Raw genomic sequence first — 20,318 nt, 5'->3', positions numbered from 1 at the left:
CTGACTCTTTTAAAGTGCTGAGGTGTGAATTTACTTTGCAAACGGATCTTTAGGGAAGGATTATTTTAAACCAGGGTGCGATAAAAAAATACCGTAGAACTACGGGGTTGACTATCCTTCTAAAGCTGCTATCTGCCGAAAGGCCACCAGAGCCAGTCTCTTTCAGTGTTAGAGTTTCCACCAGAGCCAGAGTTTCCGCCAGTCCCAGAATCGCCGCCAGTGCCAGAGTTTGTCCCTTGAGTAGCATTACCTCCTCGACAAGCGGAAGGACGATATTTATCAGAAAGTGTTCCGGCACGACAATCCCTGGTAATTTCGCCTCCGGGCTGTACTGTTTGAGTTAGTATAATCGTTCCATTAGTACATTTGGGGAACAAAAGTTTTCAAAGCTCGCTAGTTTATTTTATTAATCTCTTCGTTGTTAATTTATACAGCATGCGGAAATGAAGCTTTCGTAAGTGTCTGTTTAAATAGCTCTGTTGTGTATTGGATAATAAATGAGTCCACCCTTCCTTTATGACAGTACCAACATAAATTAATGGTCTCGTTAAAACCTGCTAATTTAAGTTTTACTAATTCCGGATCACAATAATGCAATGGCAATACACTCCAGCACAATCCTGCCTTTACTAATTTGCTTAATGCTTCGAATGAGTAAAGCTCATGCTCAATCATCAGAGGTAATTCAAGTCTGGTAAATATTCGATCCAGCCGGTCGCGTACTGAAAAACCTGACGACGAATGTACACAAGGGTATCTGGTCGCCAAGCTGGATCCCAGGGATTTTCAGGCGAAGTTAAAGGCTGCCAAAGCAGAATTCATGCGCGACAAGCAAAATTATCAGCGCGCTATCGATGGGTAGCTAACGGCCAAACGGTTATCTCGAATCCATGGCGAAGTACAGCTCTTACCTGAAAACCTTTCCTTTCCTCCCATCGCGATTACCGGCAGTCAGGGGTTGGTGATTTGGGTTTGTTGTAACGCATGTGATTCACCAGGCAATCTAAGTGGTTACAGTAGCGAACATATCCAGAAAAAACCCATGATGGGAAGAGAAATGCTCTCTCCCAATTAAAAATTTTGCTATAAAGGAATTGCCCTGCAATTTAGGTAACCTTTTCTAAACGGAGATTAAATGAAAAACGGAGTCTTATTTTATGTTGAGCATTATTGCAGGTTCATCGGATCCCAAATTGATTATTCGTTCAGTGGCTCTTTATATCACATTGATAGAAAGGAATTTGGGCCCTATAAAACAATGGGGAATAAACAAAATTTGATTTACAACACAATTAATGACCTGGCAGCTGAGCATGACCACTACGCTTGCATTCGTTTAATGCTTCAATATCGTATTGGCGACTGTGGGGATCAATCCGCCTATTTATCGGCCCTGCTATCCAATACCACTTACTTATCTAAACGCTATAGAGTGTTCTATGCAGCCTATGAAAGCGAACGGGTCAATCACGGCTTTGTACTCATGGTTCCACGTTCTAATCAATTACTTCAAAGCGATCCGTTTCAAAACAAGACCGGCCCAATGATTGTCGATGCTGAATTATTTTTAGATAATGAAGCCATTATTGTTGCTGATCCCTGGCAGAATAAAATTTTTCCCAATGGGATAAACCAATCGAATAATCCCTTTAATTTTACATCTGAAGTTAGTATTTCAGCGCAACAATGGGTTTTGCAGGAGTTTAAAGTCTCTAACCGTTTTCGGCAGCTTCAATTGCATTGCCTTGACTCTCTGATAGAAGGTTTTGACTGTCTTGATAGAACAGTGAAGCTAGAAATTAGAGATACTGTCAATTATCAAAAGGTCTTAATCGATTCAGCAGCACGACCCGATCAAATTGAATTGACAAGAATATTGCTATGTAATATTCCATTTATACCCCTCTCCACAACTCCCGACGATGTGTTAAAGCAAGCAAAATCCACCGCGATACTGGCTGATAATTGCACCGGACTGGAGCTGATAAACGCCTTCATCGCTCACAAAAAGAATTGGAAAAAACAAGCAAACACAATAAAGCGCGAATGGGATTCTTTGATGAAACCATTGTGGGTGAAGATCCGCTCTGTAGCAACACGTCAGGCGAAACGATATCGCTAATAAAAAATTGAGATAAAGGTGGATATCAATTGAATTAACAACGAATAGCATTTTCTCTTTCGTCAGTCTTAACGCCAATCCCGACTACACGGGGCAGTTATTCTTTAGGCGGGCAGGATAGTAATACCAGGAGCCGATAAAGAAATCGTTTTGTATGGGAAGAATGTAAAGTTTTCGGCAGGCGTAACGGCCCGTAAGGTGATTTTTCCTAAACCGGGCGTTAAGCCATCCGCCTCCGGCCTTGGCTTTTGCAATCTCCTCCTGAACGACTAAAACGCCCAAATCATCTTTATACAACCATTGATTAGTTCCTATCATTTCAGGATGAATAGGGGAGGCGAGCACTGTACCATCCAGTTCAATGGCAAAAATCTGACTTGAATTTTTTTGAAACGCATTCAACGCCGCCTTTTTTCCCTTTGTCTCGATTAATATCCTGGCTTTTGTCACACGGTTGATGACCTTTTTCTCTTCAATGGTTAAAGATTCCATCGCGAACGTATTCATAGCCGGGAAAGTCGCGAGTAAGAAATAAAAAGTATAAGGCCACTTGCTAAAACTCATTCGATTGCTCGCTCATTAGAATGTGGTTTGTTAACACCACCGGATAACGTTGTAAGCCAGTTCCACCGCCCGGCCAGTGGTCGGAGTCACTGGAGACCATTGATCAATAGTCTACGCTATCCGACCGGGGCTTGGAACATGGAAACTAGTTCCTTACTTTCTTCAGACTACCATTCCAGGAATCACCAAACCGTTTGCTTAAATGGGCCTGGTGCTCAACATCTGTTTTCATCGATTTGAGTGGTGGAACCATCCTCCAAGCGTAGGGTAATATTAGACAGAACATGAGCCTCCTTGTTTTGACAATACTGTGTTAGCCTTTGCCTGACTCGGGCCTCACCACAATTTTCAGCGTTGCGTTTACGATTTCGCCCGGCAGCATAACCCACTACCAGACCTATAAAAAATACTGACAAGAAAATAAAAATATCCACATCAACCACACATCCTACCTCCAATAAGACTTTAATTGCATCCTTGCGGTGAGTTCCCCCTAAAGCGTTTATCGCGCGTCATTCGAAAGGGCCATTGCAACTTAAACGCTTATTGTTTGAAAAGTAAACGATACCGCAAGGTGTCGGTGCTAGCATTCAACAGAATGTAGAGTTGGCCATTGAAGAGCAGGGGTTCTATGGATGAAAAAATTTGCTACAATCGCTTTCTTTTTTGGGCAGGCCTTGCATGTCAAAATCGATAGTTCTAGCCGCCATTCGAACCACCGGTTTAAAAATAACCCAAGACCGTATTACTGAGATTGCATTAAGCCGATATCACCCCGATGGGAAAAGAGAGTGTTGCAGCATAATCATTCCCTCCTCTTCACCCGAAACAGGGTTCGCACTCAGTGAGGCACAATCCATCGCTGATTGGTGCGCAGGCAGCATTCTGTTGGCATGGAATGTGCGTCTAACCCATAGTTTCTTGAAAAACACCCTGCAAGGACAGGGATTAGCCATTCAGTGTAAGCAGCTCAATTTGGATGCATTAACGCTGCATTTGCTTCCTGAATCGCCTCTTCAGTCTTTAGAGGACCTCAAAGCGTTTCTCAATTGGAATGAATCATTACAACAAGCCATTGATGAACGGGATTTATTAGATGCTTATCTTTTGTATCTTTTCAGACGTTTTGAAAAGGGTACTGTTTGGGAAGTAATTCATGGTCTGGCGAAACGGCGTAGTTCCCCGCCTAAATTAAAAACCGATATTTCAACCATTCCTAATGCTCCGGGCGTCTATCTTTTTTATGGTGAGCATAGTGAGTTACCTATTTATATCGGTAAAAGCATTCGGCTTCGTCAGCGCATTTTGTCTCATTTTCAACAAGACCATTGTTCTGAAAAAGAATTCAAAATGGCACAGCAAGTCGCGTGTATCAAATGGATAGAAACCCCTGGTGAGCTCAGTGCCTTATTATTGGAGTCCAAACTGATTAAAGAGCAGTTACCGCTTTATAATCAAAAACTACGACGAAAAAAACGCATTGTCGGGTATCAACTCAAGACCAATGTTCTGGGCTATCTGACGCTGCACATTCACACGCAAATGGTCATGGAGGATACCGAAGAGGAGACTGTACTGGGTGCATTTACCAGTGTCCATGCCGCCAAGCGCCACCTGGAACGATTAATAAAAAGCTATCAATTATGTCCCAAGCTTTGTGGACTGGAAAAAACAAACAGTGTCTGTTTTTCATTTCAGTTGGGCCGCTGTCTTGGGGCTTGCAATGAAGAGGAGGGGGCCTTGTCCTATAATAAACGAGTTCATGAGGCGCTTACTCTCTTTAAAAACGCAATCTGGCCTTATCCTGGCAGCATTGTGATTAAAGAACAACACCTGAAGGGCGCACAGTGGCTTTTGTTTAATCAGTGGCGCTATCTGGGAACCTTCGATAATGAGCAGGACTTAAACGCTTTCACAGGGAACTTGCACGCAGTCGATTGGGATAGGGATACGTATCGAATTTTAAAGCAGTTTTTAAAGGAAGAACGGCCCCAGGATGAAGTAGTGGTTCTATAGGGGTTAAACTTAGCATTTATTAGGGTGACGTTTAAGAGTAGTAATCCACATCCTTGTGGAGGGCATCTTCCTGATGCCGAGACAAATTCCGTTTATGACGTCCATTGTCTTTACTCTTGTAAAATAGAATAGTCAAAGAAAAGACAAAAAGCAGTAGGTAATCCGCGCAGTGATTTGTAAGACATTTCTCAAATAAGAGGAATTAGCGATTACAACGTGGTGGCCAATTCGATTGTGATGAAGCCTAATGCGAAGTAGTCCTATGCTGCTGGTTGTTCAATTGAACAGCATCTAACAGGGAATTGAAGAGGGTAAGCCGGGTAGCTCTATAATTTATTTCTTAGATTAGGATGTGGCCGTGGGAAAAGAAAACGCTTGCCCTCTCTGTTCTTCTGTAGCTACTTCATTGATCATTTCTTCCATTGTTGAATCGATTACGCCGTCATTACGGCATTGGAAATACCAATCCCAAATCAAACCAACGACATTGCTTCTATGGGTTCCCAATTGAAGAGTAAATTACCCGTGGGTAGGCGTTTACAGGCCAGTTGGGTAAAGTGAATATCAGCGGGAATATTCATTTGAATTGCTTTCATAGAAAATAAGGGTTATTAGTTTTATTTTAGGGTATATAGGGCTGATTGCTAAAGCAAGTTGATTAATAAACGCCATTCTCAACTTTTCAACAGTTGCTCAAATTAGTAGAGCCCCTTACTGCTAAGAATCAAAAATATCGTATCGTGAGTCATGTGAAGCCTGTTCAGCAGCTCCTGTTGCAATCAATCCTTGCTATAATATGAATCAAAATAACAAAATATGCACCAATATGATCGAGCTTCCCTTAAGAGAACCACGTAATCCTCGGTACCTGTATATCGGTCCAGACAATACGCTCCATGTATTCATGCCCATCGTTGGCGGCACGAGCATTGGGACAGACAACACCTGTAAAGCGGTGTATTCGCTGCAAGAGTTCTTTGGCAAAGGCTCTAATTCAAACCAGAAAGCAACACTCAAGGGTGAGCTGTTGGCGTATCGGGAGGCATTAGAGCATGACTTAGGTCTTTTAGGAAGCGAGACACTTTTGGCGCAACAAAAACAAGAACGACTGACGCAGATTAAAGCCTATCTTGAAGTGCTCAAAAATTTGGAGCACCACTCAGAATTAGACTGTTTGAACTCAGGTTTTCCGAGCTATCCCAGACCTTTGGAATCGATGATGCAGAGCCGCGAGCGCTCCAATGTCTATGCCATGGTGCTGCGTCCCACAGAGGAAGATGGTTACCTTCGATTAGAAGCGGCCAACCCTGTTTTTTCCATGGCTCACAAGAGTATTGCCCGAAACATCATGACTACAGTATCTCCCTTGCAAGAAGCACTCATACAGGCTTATAGCCCATTAAACCTCGAAGCCAAAGGCTTGAAATTTCAAGCCATGCGCAAGACGATGAAGCAATCAGGCATTTCTCGTGCGCCTGTTGATTTTGAGCACTTAAGGGACGTTTTTCAAAAGCACCTTAAAGCACTGATGGATGATGAGTCGATTGATTTAACACACACAGCTGATGGTGAACTGGTCGATCAGGCATACATTGATAATGCAATGGTCTTTAACGCGCAAACCACAACCCCCCAAGAGTATATGAATGCCTTATTGGGGTTTTGTGTTCCTCATCTCTTTACTACAGCCCTTGAATCGCCATTCGATACTCTGGAGAATGCAGAGCGCTGGTCTGTTGCCACCCAATTTTTAGTAGGCCTTATCAATATCCATGGTCTGACTCAAGGCCACTTGAGTGCTGAGACCAATTGGGGCCGGATTCTGGATGAGCATCCTGATTTAAGCCAGAGCCTTGCCCAAACGCTGGCCGAAGCACAACAAGCCAGGGATTCGATTGAATCAGTCTGTTTGTGCTGGATTAATGCCCATGCTCACGAATTAAGACTTAACGCGTCTTTCAATCCCCAAGAGCTGGAGCAGATTAAAGAGGACTTCGCTACACTCTATACACACATTGAAGATTCCCCACATTTCGATGAGTTTCTCCTATTCCGCCACGACCGAAAAGGAGATTTTGTCACCCATCAAGCCTCTATCTGTACGAGCTTTGCTACGTTTGCATGCCATCCTCTATTGGGGTTGGCCAAAGAAGTGACTCAGCCACTGGAACGAGCACAGGCAGCACTTACCACCTTGGGCGCTCAAATTCCCCATAATCCAATGCCTGAGGAAAAAATAACGCTTGATGTAACCCACATGTCGCTCCCCGAAGTTCAGAGTGTGTACGAACGAATCGCCACCTATAAAGACCCACAGGTGCAAGCACAACTCCATACTCAGCTCAAACAGGAACGTCCCGACTTCAAGCCCCAAATTAATGCTAAACAATTCCTGCAGTGTGTGGCTTTCGGGCAACAAAACGAAGCACAAGCCTTGCTCAACGAAGACATGGATAGAGTTCAGGAACTGCTTCTGGCAGACAACACGTCGTTTACAGACTACTCAGGAAGAATCTTTACTTGCACTGCTTATGAGTATGCTTATTGGGCTAGAGACACCCATATGTGCCGGATGCTCGAAAAGTACATGGACAATACGACCCAACACGAGCTGTTACAACGAGTTCAGCGCATTGAAGAACTCGTAGGTGAGGGGCTATTCAAAGCCCCAAGAGGACTGGCCTACACCCAAAATGGGAAAGAACACCGCAGTGCTCATTTTGATTTAACCCCTCTGAAACAAGCATTAAATACTTATATTGAAGCATACGATAAAAGCCCCAAACAAACCGATGACGACTGGGATGCTTTAGACAAGCTCTGGGTAAAGGTTGGGTTGCCACAGCGTGATGTACCTGCACATATCGCACAGGAATACTGTCACCCTAATCGCTCCTTTGAGGAGGTATCCAGAAATCCATCTTTATTGGATGCGACGAACCCGAATAATTTGGTGCGAAAGCTTAAATTTTATAATTGGGATACTGGCGCAAATGATTCATGGTTTACTCCTGATTCTAATTCTTCTAATTCTGGTTTGGGCTTTTCGTTTGCAATATTACGGGGGCGGGGGCGGGCGCGGGGTGGGCGGGAGTGGGGCGGGGGGGCGGACATGGAGTTAGCGGCTATAGAAGCCATTGATAAAGCGAGAACAGACGACCTTAAACAGACTCTTGCCAATCTGGCTGCGCCATCATCCCTGCAGGTTGATCCATTCTTTGCAAGTTAATCAAGAGAATTTCGGCGCCTATACCCGCTATTTGCGGGCCATAACAGCTGCGGATTAATTGGATTAACAAGGTTTGATGACTAAAGACTTGACTTGTTCTCACCCACCAACGTGACCACGCAGTCAAGTAGTTTCTGATTCGTGGAATAAAAAAATCCATCAATAACCATAAGCCGAACTTGTTCACGCGCCTTTCTGATTGTCCTTGTGTGAGGAACAATGGTGATTGGCTCACTATATTCTTGATTTGGCTTTATCGAGTTGTTATTACCCCCCATTTTGACTAAATAACAAACAATAGTCATCCATCAATTGGGCATTGACGGCCATTTCGCGAATATCCTGCGTCACATTAGTGTGAAATCAGTACAAATAGAACTTTCCCCATCAATGGGCCAGAATAAATGCTTGATATCACAATGTTTATAAAGATTTTTTCCTTTTAAAAGGTCATTTAAGAAATTTTCTAAGCCAAGAGTACCGAAATACGTGTGGCCGGGATCGCCATAATGGCTAAAAAAGGATCCAGATAGACGCCTAAGAGGACTTTTTTCGGTTATAAAGTACAAAGGCCAGAGAATAATTTTTCGAATCAGATAGCCTTTAAATCCTGGCCTTTTAGCAAAGAGAGCAAATTGGGTTTCTTCTTTCCATTGTCGAAAACCTTTCAGGACAATCAGTGTTATGCGTAGATTGATTAAGATCCCCAAGAGGTAAATGACAGCAACAATTTCGAAGGCTCCCATCTCTTTATCCCGGTAACACGTTGTGACGGGGGATTCTAACCAAATAAAGAGACTCAATCAATTCTCTCCACTGTTAGCTTCTTTTCTGAACGATGCCTGCATCGTTTGAGCAGGCATGAAACGCTTCACTCTCAACAGTATTGCTAATTGTTTTTAATCTGTCTTAAACTCGAACCCAATATTTCATTGCTACTCTGAAAGCTTGTCTTTGTTATGGCTTAAGCCCGCAGTTTGGAAGCACACCAGTTTATGGATTAAATACTATGAAGACGATTGTTTTTTTTGCCGATGCGGTCGGGCAGGCGTATAACTGTATTGCCATTGCCCAAAACATTCCCAAAGATAATTTCAAAATCATTTTTGTGGCGGACAACTCCTTTGCCGGTATGTTTTCTAAATATGGTTTTACAGAGCATTTGCTGGATATTCATGGAAATGATGAGGAAAGCCAAGTCGCTCAGTCCTGGTCCAATGTAGTACATGAAAATAATGCGGCGCATCGTCTGCCCACTATTGAACAAATTGATACTTATATCACTCCTTATTATAAAGCCATTGTGGAGGGGGCAATTAAAGCGAACCCCTTGCTTAAAAAAGCGCTCGCCGAAATTAAGCCTGATCTTATCTGCTTTGATGATGTAGTCCTTTACCCGGCATTTAAACAGCAGGGCTGCCCATGGGTGCGTATTATTTCCTGCAATGAATTGGAGGTGCCTGATCCGAAGTTGCCGCCCGCATTATCAGGTTACAGTACTTCTGACTCTACTCTGTATGCGCGTTTTAGGTATCAATTTCTAGCATCCATTCAGCCAATCCATGAACAGTTCAATCAGTTTTTGGCGGATCATCATGAGAAACCGTATCCTAATGGACAGTTTCTTGAGCTGTCCCCTTTTCAAAATCTGTTTATCTTTCCTCGCGCAGTCGCTTATTCCCGCTCTGAGGCATTACCTTGGAATAAAGTAACTTATTTAAATGGCTGTGTCCGGCAGGAGGCTCCCTATGTCATTCCCTCTTTTGGTGTATATGATAATTTTCCGCTGATTTATATTAGCTATGGAAGCATGTGTTCTGCGGAAACAGAATTATTTAAAGCGCAGATCGCCGCGTTTGCCGAAAAGCCCTTTCGGGTATTGATGAATGTGGGAAACAATCTGGAAGCTTATTCTCAGCTCCCGGGAAATGTCAGGATTAGTAATTTTTTTCCCCAGCCCGCTGTTATTGAGCAAGCAGATCTCGTTATTCACCATGGTGGAAACAATACATTTAATGAGGCATTATTTTTTGGAAAACCTTCTATCGTTTTACCTTTTGCCTGGGATGGTTTTGATAATGCCATGCGGGTCAAGGACTTAAGTCTGGGAGTGCATCTCAATCGTTACACTTCAGATCCTGAAGCACTGCCAAGAATTGCCCAGCAATTGATAGAGGATAAAGAGTTGTCGCAACGTTTGTTAGAAATAAGCCTCGAGATGAAAAAAAATCCGGGCACTGTGCAGGCAGCACAAGTGTTGCTGAATTTTATTAAGCCACAAAAAATACCAGAATGGTTTCTGGGGAATAATCGATTCAGCCATTACCATTCTGCATTGGCGAAGCCTGTGCAGCAGAGTTCAAAAAGGGAAGAGTCTGCATTGGGCTATGAGTGCTCCTGCTAGGCTAGGGCGCTCTACGGCTCATTTGTTTTCCTTGGTAGAGACATTGAAAGAGAGGAAGGTCGGATTTCGCTCGCTATGTGATGGGGCAATTGATACAACTACTGCTTAAAGTTATTGCGGCAAATAGGATGCATCAGGACAAACATATTGCCATCGAAGAAATTTGTAATCTTTAAAGATATCTAGGCCTAGCTTGTATCGATACCTGAGTATGTAGAGATTAGAAAATGTAAGGGGGTCTTAAATGACAAAACCAGACAGACAGTTTTAGTAAAAAAGTGTGTATTACTTTATGAATTCATCAATTCCACAGGGGAAAGTCCTTAAATGTGAATGTTAGCCAACTGATAAGCGGTGTGTTCATAGCAAAGTAGGGCTCCTCGGGTTAAACAGGTAATGGTTAAGCAAGAGACAAGAAGAGAGTGGAAATTGAAGAGGTCAACCCCAAAATTTTCCAGGGTAGGGCACCGGCTTAGGAGTGAATGATTAACACAGACGATGACTCAATTCATAGTCCATTCGAGCCATATTATCGTACATCCCTTTTTTCTCAGTAAACGGTCGTTTTTTGAAGGCGTTTCTTATAACGCGAGCTTAACATAATAAGGCTCTCAGGAGTATTGTAAACCCATCTAACTAACATATAATTAGAAACTTATTGAAATTGAATATTAATAACATGACAGAGAATACCAGCCGATTAATTGGTTATGCACGCGTAAGTAATTTGGACAAAAACTTTTATCTGACTGTTGAATTTGAGCAGAATATCTTTCTTTCAATTTTTTAAGGAGAAAGATTAAGGAATCAAATGAGGACCTTTGAAAACAAGGCCTTTCAAATTACAGTATTTTCTGGGATTGTGCCAAAATTGTACGTTCGAATGTGGCTCTGTTTCAATGAAAGGAAGCCCAACGTCTCGAACAGAATCGAATTTTGGGCTTCACTTCGTTAAGCTTACATTTTATGCGATAGGTAATCTCTTTCACTAGGAGTTGATGATCCACCTATCTGAGAATAGGGGACAGTTTTTACCTCGGAAATGCAAAGCGATAATTTATTGTATTGGGATTCGTCTAATAATTGCCTATTCTTTTGAGCGTACTGCTCTACCTTTTCACATATTTGCTCAAACAAGTGCACATCGCAATGTATAGTCATGTTTGTAACGTATAGATATAGCGTATCTTTTGGAGGATTAAAAAAGACTGGATCTTTTACAGCCTTTCTATTGAAGATAAATGGATATTGGTCAATAAGTTGTCTTTGATCATTATTTCTAACAATCTTTAACAAATGGACAAAAGGAGTCATATCATCAGCTTGAAGCATTTGTGAGATTAATTTATCCACAAATAACTTGCTGCAAGCTAGTTCCATGTCCTTAGGAGTGTTGTCATGCACGAGGATAAAGTCCAGTAGCTTAATGGATTCAGCAGGATTTTGAGAAACCTGCAGCTGCTGCTTTAAGAACCGGATAAATCGAAGCCATATATCGCTTTTCTCTCCGTTGAGTCGATTTTGGATTATAGTAACTGAGGCTAATAAGCGAGGAAATATTTCTTGTTGCAAGATCATTTGATAACCATGGATATGCTTATCTGCAAGTCGACTGTGAAATTCCTCTAAAAAGCTGAAAGCATTACCTGGTTTACCTAACAGGCTTAGAAGATTATCTTCGGGACAATTTCCAAAAACAACTCTAAAAAATGACAAATAATCTTCTTGATTTTGGTAGTTAAATAATTCATTGAGATCTTCAGTAGTTGATTCTTTGTAATTGATGTATTTATAGGGTATTTGATCTAGAGTTCTGAGCCATTTAGTGTCTTTAAGCTGACGATAGAAGAGATTAATATGCGCTAATGTCAGATTGGATTCTTTTCTAAAAATAGTTTCGAAAAAACGCCGACTTTCATTTTTTAAAATTGAGATATAATCCTCTGGTTGAATTTGTGACAATAGATATCTGGGCGAAATTGCTGCCAATGCAGGCCAGAAATGTTTATGAGGAGTAATTGAATTGTGAGCGACAAGTAAAGTGTATAATGCTAGCTCCAATTTAATATCATGCTCAAAAAATCGGGTGATTTCCGGTAAATAACTTGGAAAGTCTTCTCCAAGGCTAAACGATAAGACTTGAATATCTTGTGGAGAAGGAATATCATTTCTATCAACGAGTTGCAGGATTCCAGTGAATACAATCGGACGAATAGCATTATCTAAAAATATCGTCTCCCTTATTGCATTGAATTGAAAAGGGGTTGTGAATAATCGGGCATAAGGAAAATTTTGAAATACAGATTTTTTATCTTCAACGGTTCCCTGCATAATGGACTGTAGAAAAAAGAGGCTGCCAGGTTTCATCTCTTGAGTTGTGTATTCAAGCTGGTTGATAAACTTGTTCTGTGCTTCAGGCGGGATGGTTCTTATTAATTGGCAAAGTTCATTAAAAGTAGCTACATGATTCTTGAAACCCTCTAATTCAACAATCGATATTAATGAATCATGAGAAAATAGGCTTAAGAGATTTGGCAGTATATCGCGATGGGTAGATAAAATGATGGATTTCAAATGACTAAAAAAAACAACCTGATAAGACTTTGGTATTGTCATTAATAAATAAAATAGATCTAAAGAATTGGCGAATAATGTCAATAATTCATCTTGGTTAAAATGGGTTAATAACCAGTCTAGGAAGACTATCATCGAATCATCTTGTCCTTTTATGGTACCCCACATCTGAATATTAATAGCAACTACTGGTGATGTTTCTGGGTCAAGGAGAAGAGAGTTTCTTCGCAAAATCGCGGTGAGTTCGTTGGAAGAAAACAAACAGAGAAATTTCCTGCGATATGCAAAGGTCGATAGCTTTACAGCCACTAACTCACTCACTACTGCCTTCACAATGGAATTGCGCAAGGGAGTAAGCTTGGGATGTTGCAACAAAGAATCAATCAAATCGATTAATTGTTGATCTTGATAGGGCATATAAGCGAAAGCAAGTTTAAAAAATTTCTCATTACAATATTGCTGAAGATCCTCCATTTCATAATTTGCGAGTATCGAAGACCAGTCATCCCTTGGTATAGCTTGCAAGAGCATAAAAAGAAAACCAAATACAGGTGTACTAGAGAAGTCTCTAGCATCCTTAACCATATCGCTGATAAGGTTTTCAGAATAGACTAGAGAGGAAGAATAGGGAAGCTTACCTAAAACTGCCATCAAGCCATTTCTCAATAGATAATTAAAACCATACTCTAGTGCACAAGAATAGATATCAACCATTTCGGTAATTATTTTTTCAAACAAATCATTGGGCTCAAATAAAGCAACAAGGGTTGTATAATTAAGAAACTGAATAATATCCTTTCTTTCATTTTCTGGAAAAAGCATTAACATTTGCGAAAAATGAGTAACACTTTGATGGTGCCTCGATACAAAATCTTGGCCGAAATTGAGTAATAGATCTCTTCGACTAGAAGGTTGAGTTTGTTCCAATAACAGATAAAATGGATTAAGGGTATACCTTAAAATATTAATAACGGTAGGTTTTGTCCGCTTTAAAAGTTCTATTTCCTCGAGATCTGAGATAGTGATATTCTGATAACCTCGATTTTGTAAAAAACACTCACTATCAGGATGAAGTTGTTCGATATAATTTGATAATTTTTCTAATTCGAGAGGAGCATCAAAATCAAATGAATGCTCAATTTTTCTGGTATTTATAAGATGTTTAATATAAGCATTGAAAACGACTTTTGGTAATGAAAGAATCTCGTATATATTAGAAACATTATCTAAATCTTTCTCTGCAAATAATTGCAGTAATAGCGACTCATCAAGCAAACTTAGTAATTGCGGGAAGCGCCTTTGTGCCTCAGCCGGCTCAAGTGCATTAGCCAATGATTCAAGGGATTTTATTCCTCCAATTATTCGAATCAGTTTATTTTGCTCCGCGGAAGAAAGTTCTATCAATGCTAAGAAAACACCGCAAAACTCATAAGGTAAACTGATGATGTAGTCAAATCCACCTATCTCTTGATAAACCCTCTCACTGCCATGCCCATGAAGTGCTGCAAGGAACATTCCAATTTCGACTAAATTTTGCACAAGATTAAGCAACATGTCTTTGCCGCCTAACTGCTTATACAAAGCATAACGTTGCTCTAAATTTACTGAATTAATAAGTTTGATATATTGAATAAATGACTTTGGCTTAATTAATTCCATTTGAGTAAATTGCGATTGGACAAGATAATAATCTGTTTCATCTGCACCCAATGCCTTTAAACTATCGTTATGATTGAAGAAGCGTTCTTTAGCGGACTGCGGGATAATGGCAAACACTTTTTTGTAATCATCAACTGATTTAATTAGCGCGCAAATCTCGTCAAAACTGAAGAGATCATTAGAAAAAATATCTATCCTCTGGTGTAATAAAATGAGTTTATCTATAGAGGGAACAATCGATTTTAGCTCTGCCAATCCAATGTGATCGATTAATATTTTTTGTTTTTCAAAAGATAAATTAGTTAAAACAATAAATAGGGCTTCATTTTTGGATAAATCCTCTCTCAATGTGGTTAAATCAAGTGTGCTTAAAGTGTCAAGAAACTGATCTTCATTAAATAATGAAAAAAATACCGCAAGATTAATTGGGCTATGGAGAAGTTCCTGGAATTCAGCTGCAGGGATAATACGACATAAATGAAGTCTTCTTTCTGGCCTTAATAAGGTTAGAGTAGTTAAGAAATGGATCGCATTGTCGGTTACCTGATATTCAAACTTTTCTTTAAATTGCTTTAATAACTCATCCCAGTTCTCAGGGTTAATAACATTTACAATGTGCGCTAAAGTAAACAATCGATATTGCTTTAGAATTCCTATTAAAAATGGATGATATAAATCGAAAAAACGCCCCCAATCGTTTGGTGGAATTTTTTCCAACAATGCGGAAAATAAAATTTCATTCTCCAGGAAATAATAAATAAATTTTTCTTCAGTATTTATACAAATACGAATGCGATTCTTTGGTGGCAACTTTTCCAACAATTCCAGGAAATTGAGTGGAGTAAATTGTTTGATAAAACGACTTTGTAATAGTTTTATGGTTTCGTCTGATAGATCGTCTAAATCAGTCAGATAAAATTCTTGAAGTTTTTGAATAGTATCGAGGTCTGATTCAATAAGTTCATTAATTATACTATTTCTCAGTTCAGTAGAATTGATATATGGAAGTATTTTAATTTTATGGCTTAGATCCAGTGTGAGTTTATCTTTTAGCGCACTATATATTTGTTCACAAATGCTAGGTAATTGAATCGACTTGAAGTAAGTCAACAATTCCATTGGACCAATGAAATCAAGACAGCTAATTACTGTAGGTAAATATTGTGAAAAACGAGAATCTCCTAAATACTTAGCGATACCAATAAATAAGCTGATCGGATTGACCTTGCCGTTATAATCAATTAAATAAGATTGTCGCCGCATCTCTGCTAAGAAAACTTGCTCTTTTTCTTCATCGCTGAGACTTGCCAGCCAGGGGGAATCTTGGAAATACTCGCGAAGGAGTCTTGCAGTCTGACGTAAGCTTTTCTCTAAGTGCGTATCTAATTTTTCTTCTTCACTCTGATATAAAAACTCAATTTTTTGCTTGGTGTTAGTAAGTAGTAATGATAGATATTCCAGCATTTTAAATTCTTCATTAGGGAAAGAAAATTGCTGAAGTACTACATCAAATTCATCCTTGAACGGGTTGTATACCGTCATCTCATCCAGAATGGACAAGAAATATTGCTCTTTTACTAAAGCCTGGAATCTCTCTTTAATCTGCAAATAAAAGCCTTCTAAAGATTCATCTTCATATTTTGCTTTATAGATGGTTAATAATTTTTGAAATGAATATTCATTTAATACAGCTCTGATACAACTGTTAATGTCATTAATGATTAACTGATCCAGATCAGTTTTATCTAACACAAGTACTTTTGGATAAACACCATTGAGAGAGGAAATAATCCCATTGACAAGTCCATGAGGGCAACTTTCTAACTGAAATCCGTATTCATTTTGTAGAACATAGAGGTTACGAAATAATAATAGTTTCCGACTAATAATTATTTCATCTAATACAGCATCTTGTTTATCGATGGCAGTTTTCTCTAGTAGTTCCTTTTGTTCGGAGGTTAAGCTATTTTTGTCATTGATTGCACTCCAAACCAGGTTCATTACCATTAAAAGGGTTTGATTTCCTAGATGCGAAAACTGAGTTTCTATCTCATGAATTCGTTTAAATGCGATTTTAATTGTTTGACATTCTAATAAGGAGAAATGTCTTTTAAACTGGATAAAATCCTGTTCCCAATCAGAATCAGTAACTTCATATTTCTCTTGTAAAAAATTGACAGCAGCAAGAGCTGTTCTATTAACCACCGTATCATGGGTGTTTTGTGATAGCTCTACAAACGATTGAGCTTTATGGTCTCTTAATAGTTTTTTAATATGATTACCTACAACTGATGGCTCTTCATCGAGAATCAAATCTAATGCTGTTTTATCATTAACGATTTTATTAATAGGGATAAGCATTTGATTATCACTATCCCGTAAATTTAAAAGTAATTGCAAGGCATGAATTTTCTTTGCTCGCACTGCATGCATCAACAAAGTACCTGCAAAATCTTGATGGGAATGTACATCCGCTAAACCTGGTAGATTAGGAGATAGTGTGTTTAGAGTTTGCAGATCCTCATTGTAGATTGCGTCGAGTATGTTTTTCATTGCGTACTTCAAAAGAATAAATATGGCGAATATTAAACCAGTTAAATCGCAATATCAACTTATTGACTTAAAAATGCAAACAATTTAAAATTTTGTTGCATTATGGTGTCAACTGCTTTCAGTGCAAATTTCATCATGTCATCCCGAAATTTCTATAAATGGGATTTGAAGTCTAACGAAACGAAAACGTACGCTAGCTATTCCTCAACTTCTGTTTGCTGCTTCAACGGTCTAAGCTTTCCATTCATCACTTGCTCAGTAAGTGTAAATGAATAATGCCCAAGCATATTCACATGGTTATGGATTAGACCCCCGGCCGGGATCCTGGTAAAAAAGGGTCATGTTCAATTTTTAATCCCTATTAATACCAAACTGTAATGGCATTGTTTGTCGTGACCTGGACAAATCAAAAACACCATAGCAGTTAATATTCTCCCTGAAATACGCTGATAAAATCGATAAATCATCCTTACTATATTTTTTATCATGATGTAATTGAGAATTTTTCTGATATAAACATTTAGATTTTCGCGTAGGGCCCAAGTTTCGAAGGACTAGGCACATAAAAATCATAAGTTTTTGCCCAATCCTTGAACCTTTCTCAGGATACCATTGACCAGAAGCACAGCAGCGATTAAAAAAGGCGGGGAAGGGGGCTCATATTGATATACAGGTGTACCAGCAAATTTATACTATTCGACCTCACAGCTCGTTAAATTACAAGCCACCTTCCATCTTTGCAAAGGAAGCGACATAATGGATTAACCTCTACGCGAAAATAGTGTAGTTTCAGGGTTTAGGTCATTTGCAAGAAAGGTAAGTAGTTTATATAACAGGCAAAAGGGCGTTACTGTGAATAGTCCAAAACTTTATAATGTATATTACATTGAGGGGTCTGATGAAGTTAGACAAGAAGAATGCGCTAACTATTAATTAACACCTCATGAAATTTAAAATGCAACTCATTATTACCATTTACAACATGTTTATTGGTGAAAATAAATTGAATCTCTGTGAAATTGTTAAGTCTATATTTAAAGAAAAAACCTGTTCCGGTCCCAGTTTCACCAATAATTCTAACTGTAGTATAAAGCAATTGTTCTGAAACTGATTTAGGTTGAATTACTATCATATTGACCATCACTTTATTGATCGAATGAACAAGTTAGTCAATATCTTACAAATTGACTAACTGTATTTTGTTGGCATATAAAGTTTTACCCGATAAGTTGTAACAATTGACAACTCAGACTTATCATAATTAATTATGTAACTTTCTAATAATTTTTAATTAATGAGTAATCGATTTGATTTTAAGGAATATTTTTTAAGAATTTGCCGAACCTATATCATCCCGCTATATCCATATTAGGGGGGAAGTCCATCTTTTAATGCCGGTAGTTGGAGGGCAAGAAATTAGCACAGATAATACCTGTAAATCGACAGTGGCTTTGCGCGATTTTTTGAAGGTGGCGCTATTAAAGAATTAAATGCTTATAAAGAGGCACTTGTCTTTGATATTGGATTTGCTTGCAGCAAATAATCCTCAGCGCCTCGAAAAGGAGGAGCGCTTAGTGCAAATAGAAGCCTATATAGTGGCCATTTCGGCCATGCGCCACAAGAATTAATTGTGCTCCTCAATGACATTGCAAAGGATTATGCTTACCAAAATTAGATAAAGTCAGTAGACAACTTAGTTCATTCAATAGTTTTCAATTTTCTTTTTAAATCCAAAAGAGAGTTTAATCCAAGTTTATCCTTTGCATTGCCCAAATGAGTTTCCACTGTTCTAGAGGATATTGACAAATAATTACCCATTTCCTTATATCGGTGCCCATTTTTAAGTAAAAAAAGACATTGTATCTCACGTCTAGTAAGAAGTTTTAAGGAGGAAATTTTAAATATGCGTTTTAAGGCTAAGTGCCTGTAGAATTCTTCATATTTTAGATAGGATAAATTAATATTTACATTTTCAGGCATGTAGGGTCTTAGATGCGGAGGCAAATACAAACGACGATTATCTCCTTCCTGAAAAAGTTGATTAATTTTCTTACTAAAATAATCAGTATATATTTGCAAATCCTTCATATGGTTGAGATAGCGGTTGACTATATCCTTATCCCCTACAAAACCTGCCACAGCCATTACTTCCGTATAATTTTCAAGTTGGTTGATTATATAGAGGATGCTTTCGCACTGACCTTCATTCGCATTTGCAATTTGAAGCTCCCTAAATTTTTCATCGGTACAAAAATTAGTTAAATAAAAAAAAGATTGATAATGCCAATATTCATCGGGTATAGGGGCCATTGGACTACAGTCTAGTTCCAAATACAATTTCGCAAACATAGGATCTGAATGGACCGATAATATGCTCTTATCTGAAAATATCCTGGCATAAGTCATAGCTGACAAGTTATATTCTTTTAGAAAAGGACTAGTTATTTCTTTGGTTTGTGCTGCCGTGGTTAAGGGAAATTCAATGTCAATATCTATTGGCATATTGTCTGGCTACTAATCAGAGTGAATATATTATATCTTATTGTATTTAATTTGATCAATTGGATTCTTCTTATATCTTATTTCACATAACTAACTAGATTTGACAAAAAGTTAATTTGCAACAATACGATTATTACAATCCGGGATTTTCACTGATCCAGTGAACTACACATTGAATTATAGTTTCTCATTTTAAATCAGAGGAGAAATTATGCCTTTGAACACAGAGACCGTTCAATCTTGGCCGATCCAGGAAAACGAAACGAAAAGCTCTCATGATGATCGAAGTGATTCACAGAGTCTGCTCAAAAAAATGGAAAAAGATCACACACAAATGCATCAGGAATGGCAAGAATTTCGTTTAAAAGCTGAAAAGTTATTAGAAAAGATAGCTGATGAACATGTTAAATTAACGAAAGCAATCACTGAACAGTTCAAAAAAGAAGTTGATAATGAACTTTCCATATTTGAGAGTACCTTTGCTGAAGTATCCAAGATGAACACTCCTGGAAATGCATCGGTGAGTTTAAGCAATAGATTTTTTAATAAACTTGCAGAATACGATGCTGAATTATGTAAACATGAGCTTGAAAAAGCTGCATCAGATTCGCTCAGTAAAATGACCATTGGATAACAGGTTGAAACATCTAAATCCTAACAGTAAAAAGACAACTTAAAGAAGGAGCTACAGTTAT

13 protein-coding genes are annotated in these 20,318 nt (G+C 39.0%); 7 read left to right on the top strand and 6 right to left on the bottom strand.

The window, feature by feature from the left end; genetic code table 11:
• Nucleotides 1–49: 49 nt before the first annotated feature.
• Both E1O89_RS12545 and E1O89_RS15810 read right to left on the bottom strand, forming a co-directional pair.
• Nucleotides 50–298, bottom strand: a complete 249-nt coding sequence (locus E1O89_RS12545; protein ID WP_133140431.1) for a hypothetical protein — start codon at nucleotides 296–298, stop codon at nucleotides 50–52.
• Between the two features lie 128 nt (nucleotides 299–426).
• Entirely contained in the window at nucleotides 427–768 is a 342-nt protein-coding gene (locus E1O89_RS15810) for a LysR family transcriptional regulator substrate-binding protein (protein ID WP_165483152.1), read from the bottom strand.
• Nucleotides 769–1,135: 367 nt separating this feature from the next.
• On the opposite strand from E1O89_RS15810, the gene E1O89_RS12530 reads away from it, so the two are divergent.
• The gene (locus tag E1O89_RS12530; RefSeq protein ID WP_133140430.1) at nucleotides 1,136–2,122 is read left to right on the top strand and encodes a hypothetical protein; all 987 of its coding nucleotides are present in this window, start codon (nucleotides 1,136–1,138) and stop codon (nucleotides 2,120–2,122) included.
• Nucleotides 2,123–2,206: 84 nt separating this feature from the next.
• Here E1O89_RS12530 and E1O89_RS12525 read toward each other — a convergent pair whose 3' ends face one another.
• Nucleotides 2,207–2,686 (bottom strand): cache domain-containing protein, encoded by a 480-nt coding sequence (locus tag E1O89_RS12525; RefSeq protein WP_133140429.1) that lies wholly within the window; start codon nucleotides 2,684–2,686, stop codon nucleotides 2,207–2,209.
• Between the two features lie 681 nt (nucleotides 2,687–3,367).
• Between E1O89_RS12525 and E1O89_RS12515 the strand changes: the two genes are divergently transcribed.
• Nucleotides 3,368–4,702: a GIY-YIG nuclease family protein gene (locus E1O89_RS12515; protein WP_133140428.1), complete on the top strand. Its 1,335-nt coding sequence runs from the start codon at nucleotides 3,368–3,370 to the stop codon at nucleotides 4,700–4,702.
• 796 nt (nucleotides 4,703–5,498) lie between these two features.
• Nucleotides 5,499–7,931 (top strand): SidC, encoded by a 2,433-nt coding sequence (locus tag E1O89_RS12510; RefSeq protein ID WP_262337512.1) that lies wholly within the window; start codon nucleotides 5,499–5,501, stop codon nucleotides 7,929–7,931.
• 347 nt (nucleotides 7,932–8,278) lie between these two features.
• Here the strand turns inward: E1O89_RS12510 and E1O89_RS12505 are convergent, their stop codons facing one another.
• The gene (locus tag E1O89_RS12505) at nucleotides 8,279–8,677 is read right to left on the bottom strand and encodes a hypothetical protein (protein ID WP_165483151.1); all 399 of its coding nucleotides are present in this window, start codon (nucleotides 8,675–8,677) and stop codon (nucleotides 8,279–8,281) included.
• 263 nt (nucleotides 8,678–8,940) lie between these two features.
• Here E1O89_RS12505 and E1O89_RS12500 point away from each other — a divergent pair, with 263 nt between their 5' ends.
• Together E1O89_RS12500 and E1O89_RS12495 are read left to right on the top strand one after the other, a co-directional pair.
• A complete protein-coding gene (locus tag E1O89_RS12500) occupies nucleotides 8,941–10,335 on the top strand; it encodes a glycosyltransferase (RefSeq protein WP_133140426.1) in 1,395 nt (464 codons plus the stop codon).
• Nucleotides 10,319–10,444, top strand: a complete 126-nt coding sequence (locus E1O89_RS12495; protein ID WP_133140425.1) for a recombinase family protein — start codon at nucleotides 10,319–10,321, stop codon at nucleotides 10,442–10,444. Before E1O89_RS12500 ends, E1O89_RS12495 begins: the two co-directional genes overlap by 17 nt.
• Nucleotides 10,445–11,292: 848 nt before the next feature.
• Here E1O89_RS12495 and E1O89_RS12490 read toward each other — a convergent pair.
• A complete protein-coding gene (locus tag E1O89_RS12490; RefSeq protein WP_133140424.1) occupies nucleotides 11,293–17,121 on the bottom strand; it encodes a hypothetical protein in 5,829 nt (1,942 codons plus the stop codon).
• Nucleotides 17,122–18,467: 1,346 nt separating this feature from the next.
• On the opposite strand from E1O89_RS12490, the gene E1O89_RS15680 reads away from it, so the two are divergent.
• Nucleotides 18,468–18,611 carry a hypothetical protein gene (locus tag E1O89_RS15680; protein WP_262337514.1) on the top strand — a complete coding sequence of 48 codons (144 nt, stop codon included), beginning with the start codon at nucleotides 18,468–18,470 and terminating at the stop codon, nucleotides 18,609–18,611.
• Nucleotides 18,612–18,819: 208 nt separating this feature from the next.
• Here E1O89_RS15680 and E1O89_RS15735 read toward each other — a convergent pair whose 3' ends face one another.
• Nucleotides 18,820–19,623: a helix-turn-helix transcriptional regulator gene (locus tag E1O89_RS15735; protein WP_133140422.1), complete on the bottom strand. Its 804-nt coding sequence runs from the start codon at nucleotides 19,621–19,623 to the stop codon at nucleotides 18,820–18,822.
• A 211-nt stretch (nucleotides 19,624–19,834) separates the two neighbouring features.
• On the opposite strand from E1O89_RS15735, the gene E1O89_RS12475 reads away from it, so the two are divergent.
• Nucleotides 19,835–20,257 carry a hypothetical protein gene (locus tag E1O89_RS12475; protein ID WP_133140421.1) on the top strand — a complete coding sequence of 141 codons (423 nt, stop codon included), beginning with the start codon at nucleotides 19,835–19,837 and terminating at the stop codon, nucleotides 20,255–20,257.
• Nucleotides 20,258–20,318 lie beyond the last annotated feature (61 nt).

The sequence above is a fragment of the Legionella genomosp. 1 genome, from assembly GCF_900640215.1.
In the GTDB taxonomy this organism is placed as follows: domain Bacteria; phylum Pseudomonadota; class Gammaproteobacteria; order Legionellales; family Legionellaceae; genus Legionella_C; species Legionella_C quinlivanii_A.
This window is presented reverse-complemented; position numbering and strand designations above follow the sequence as displayed.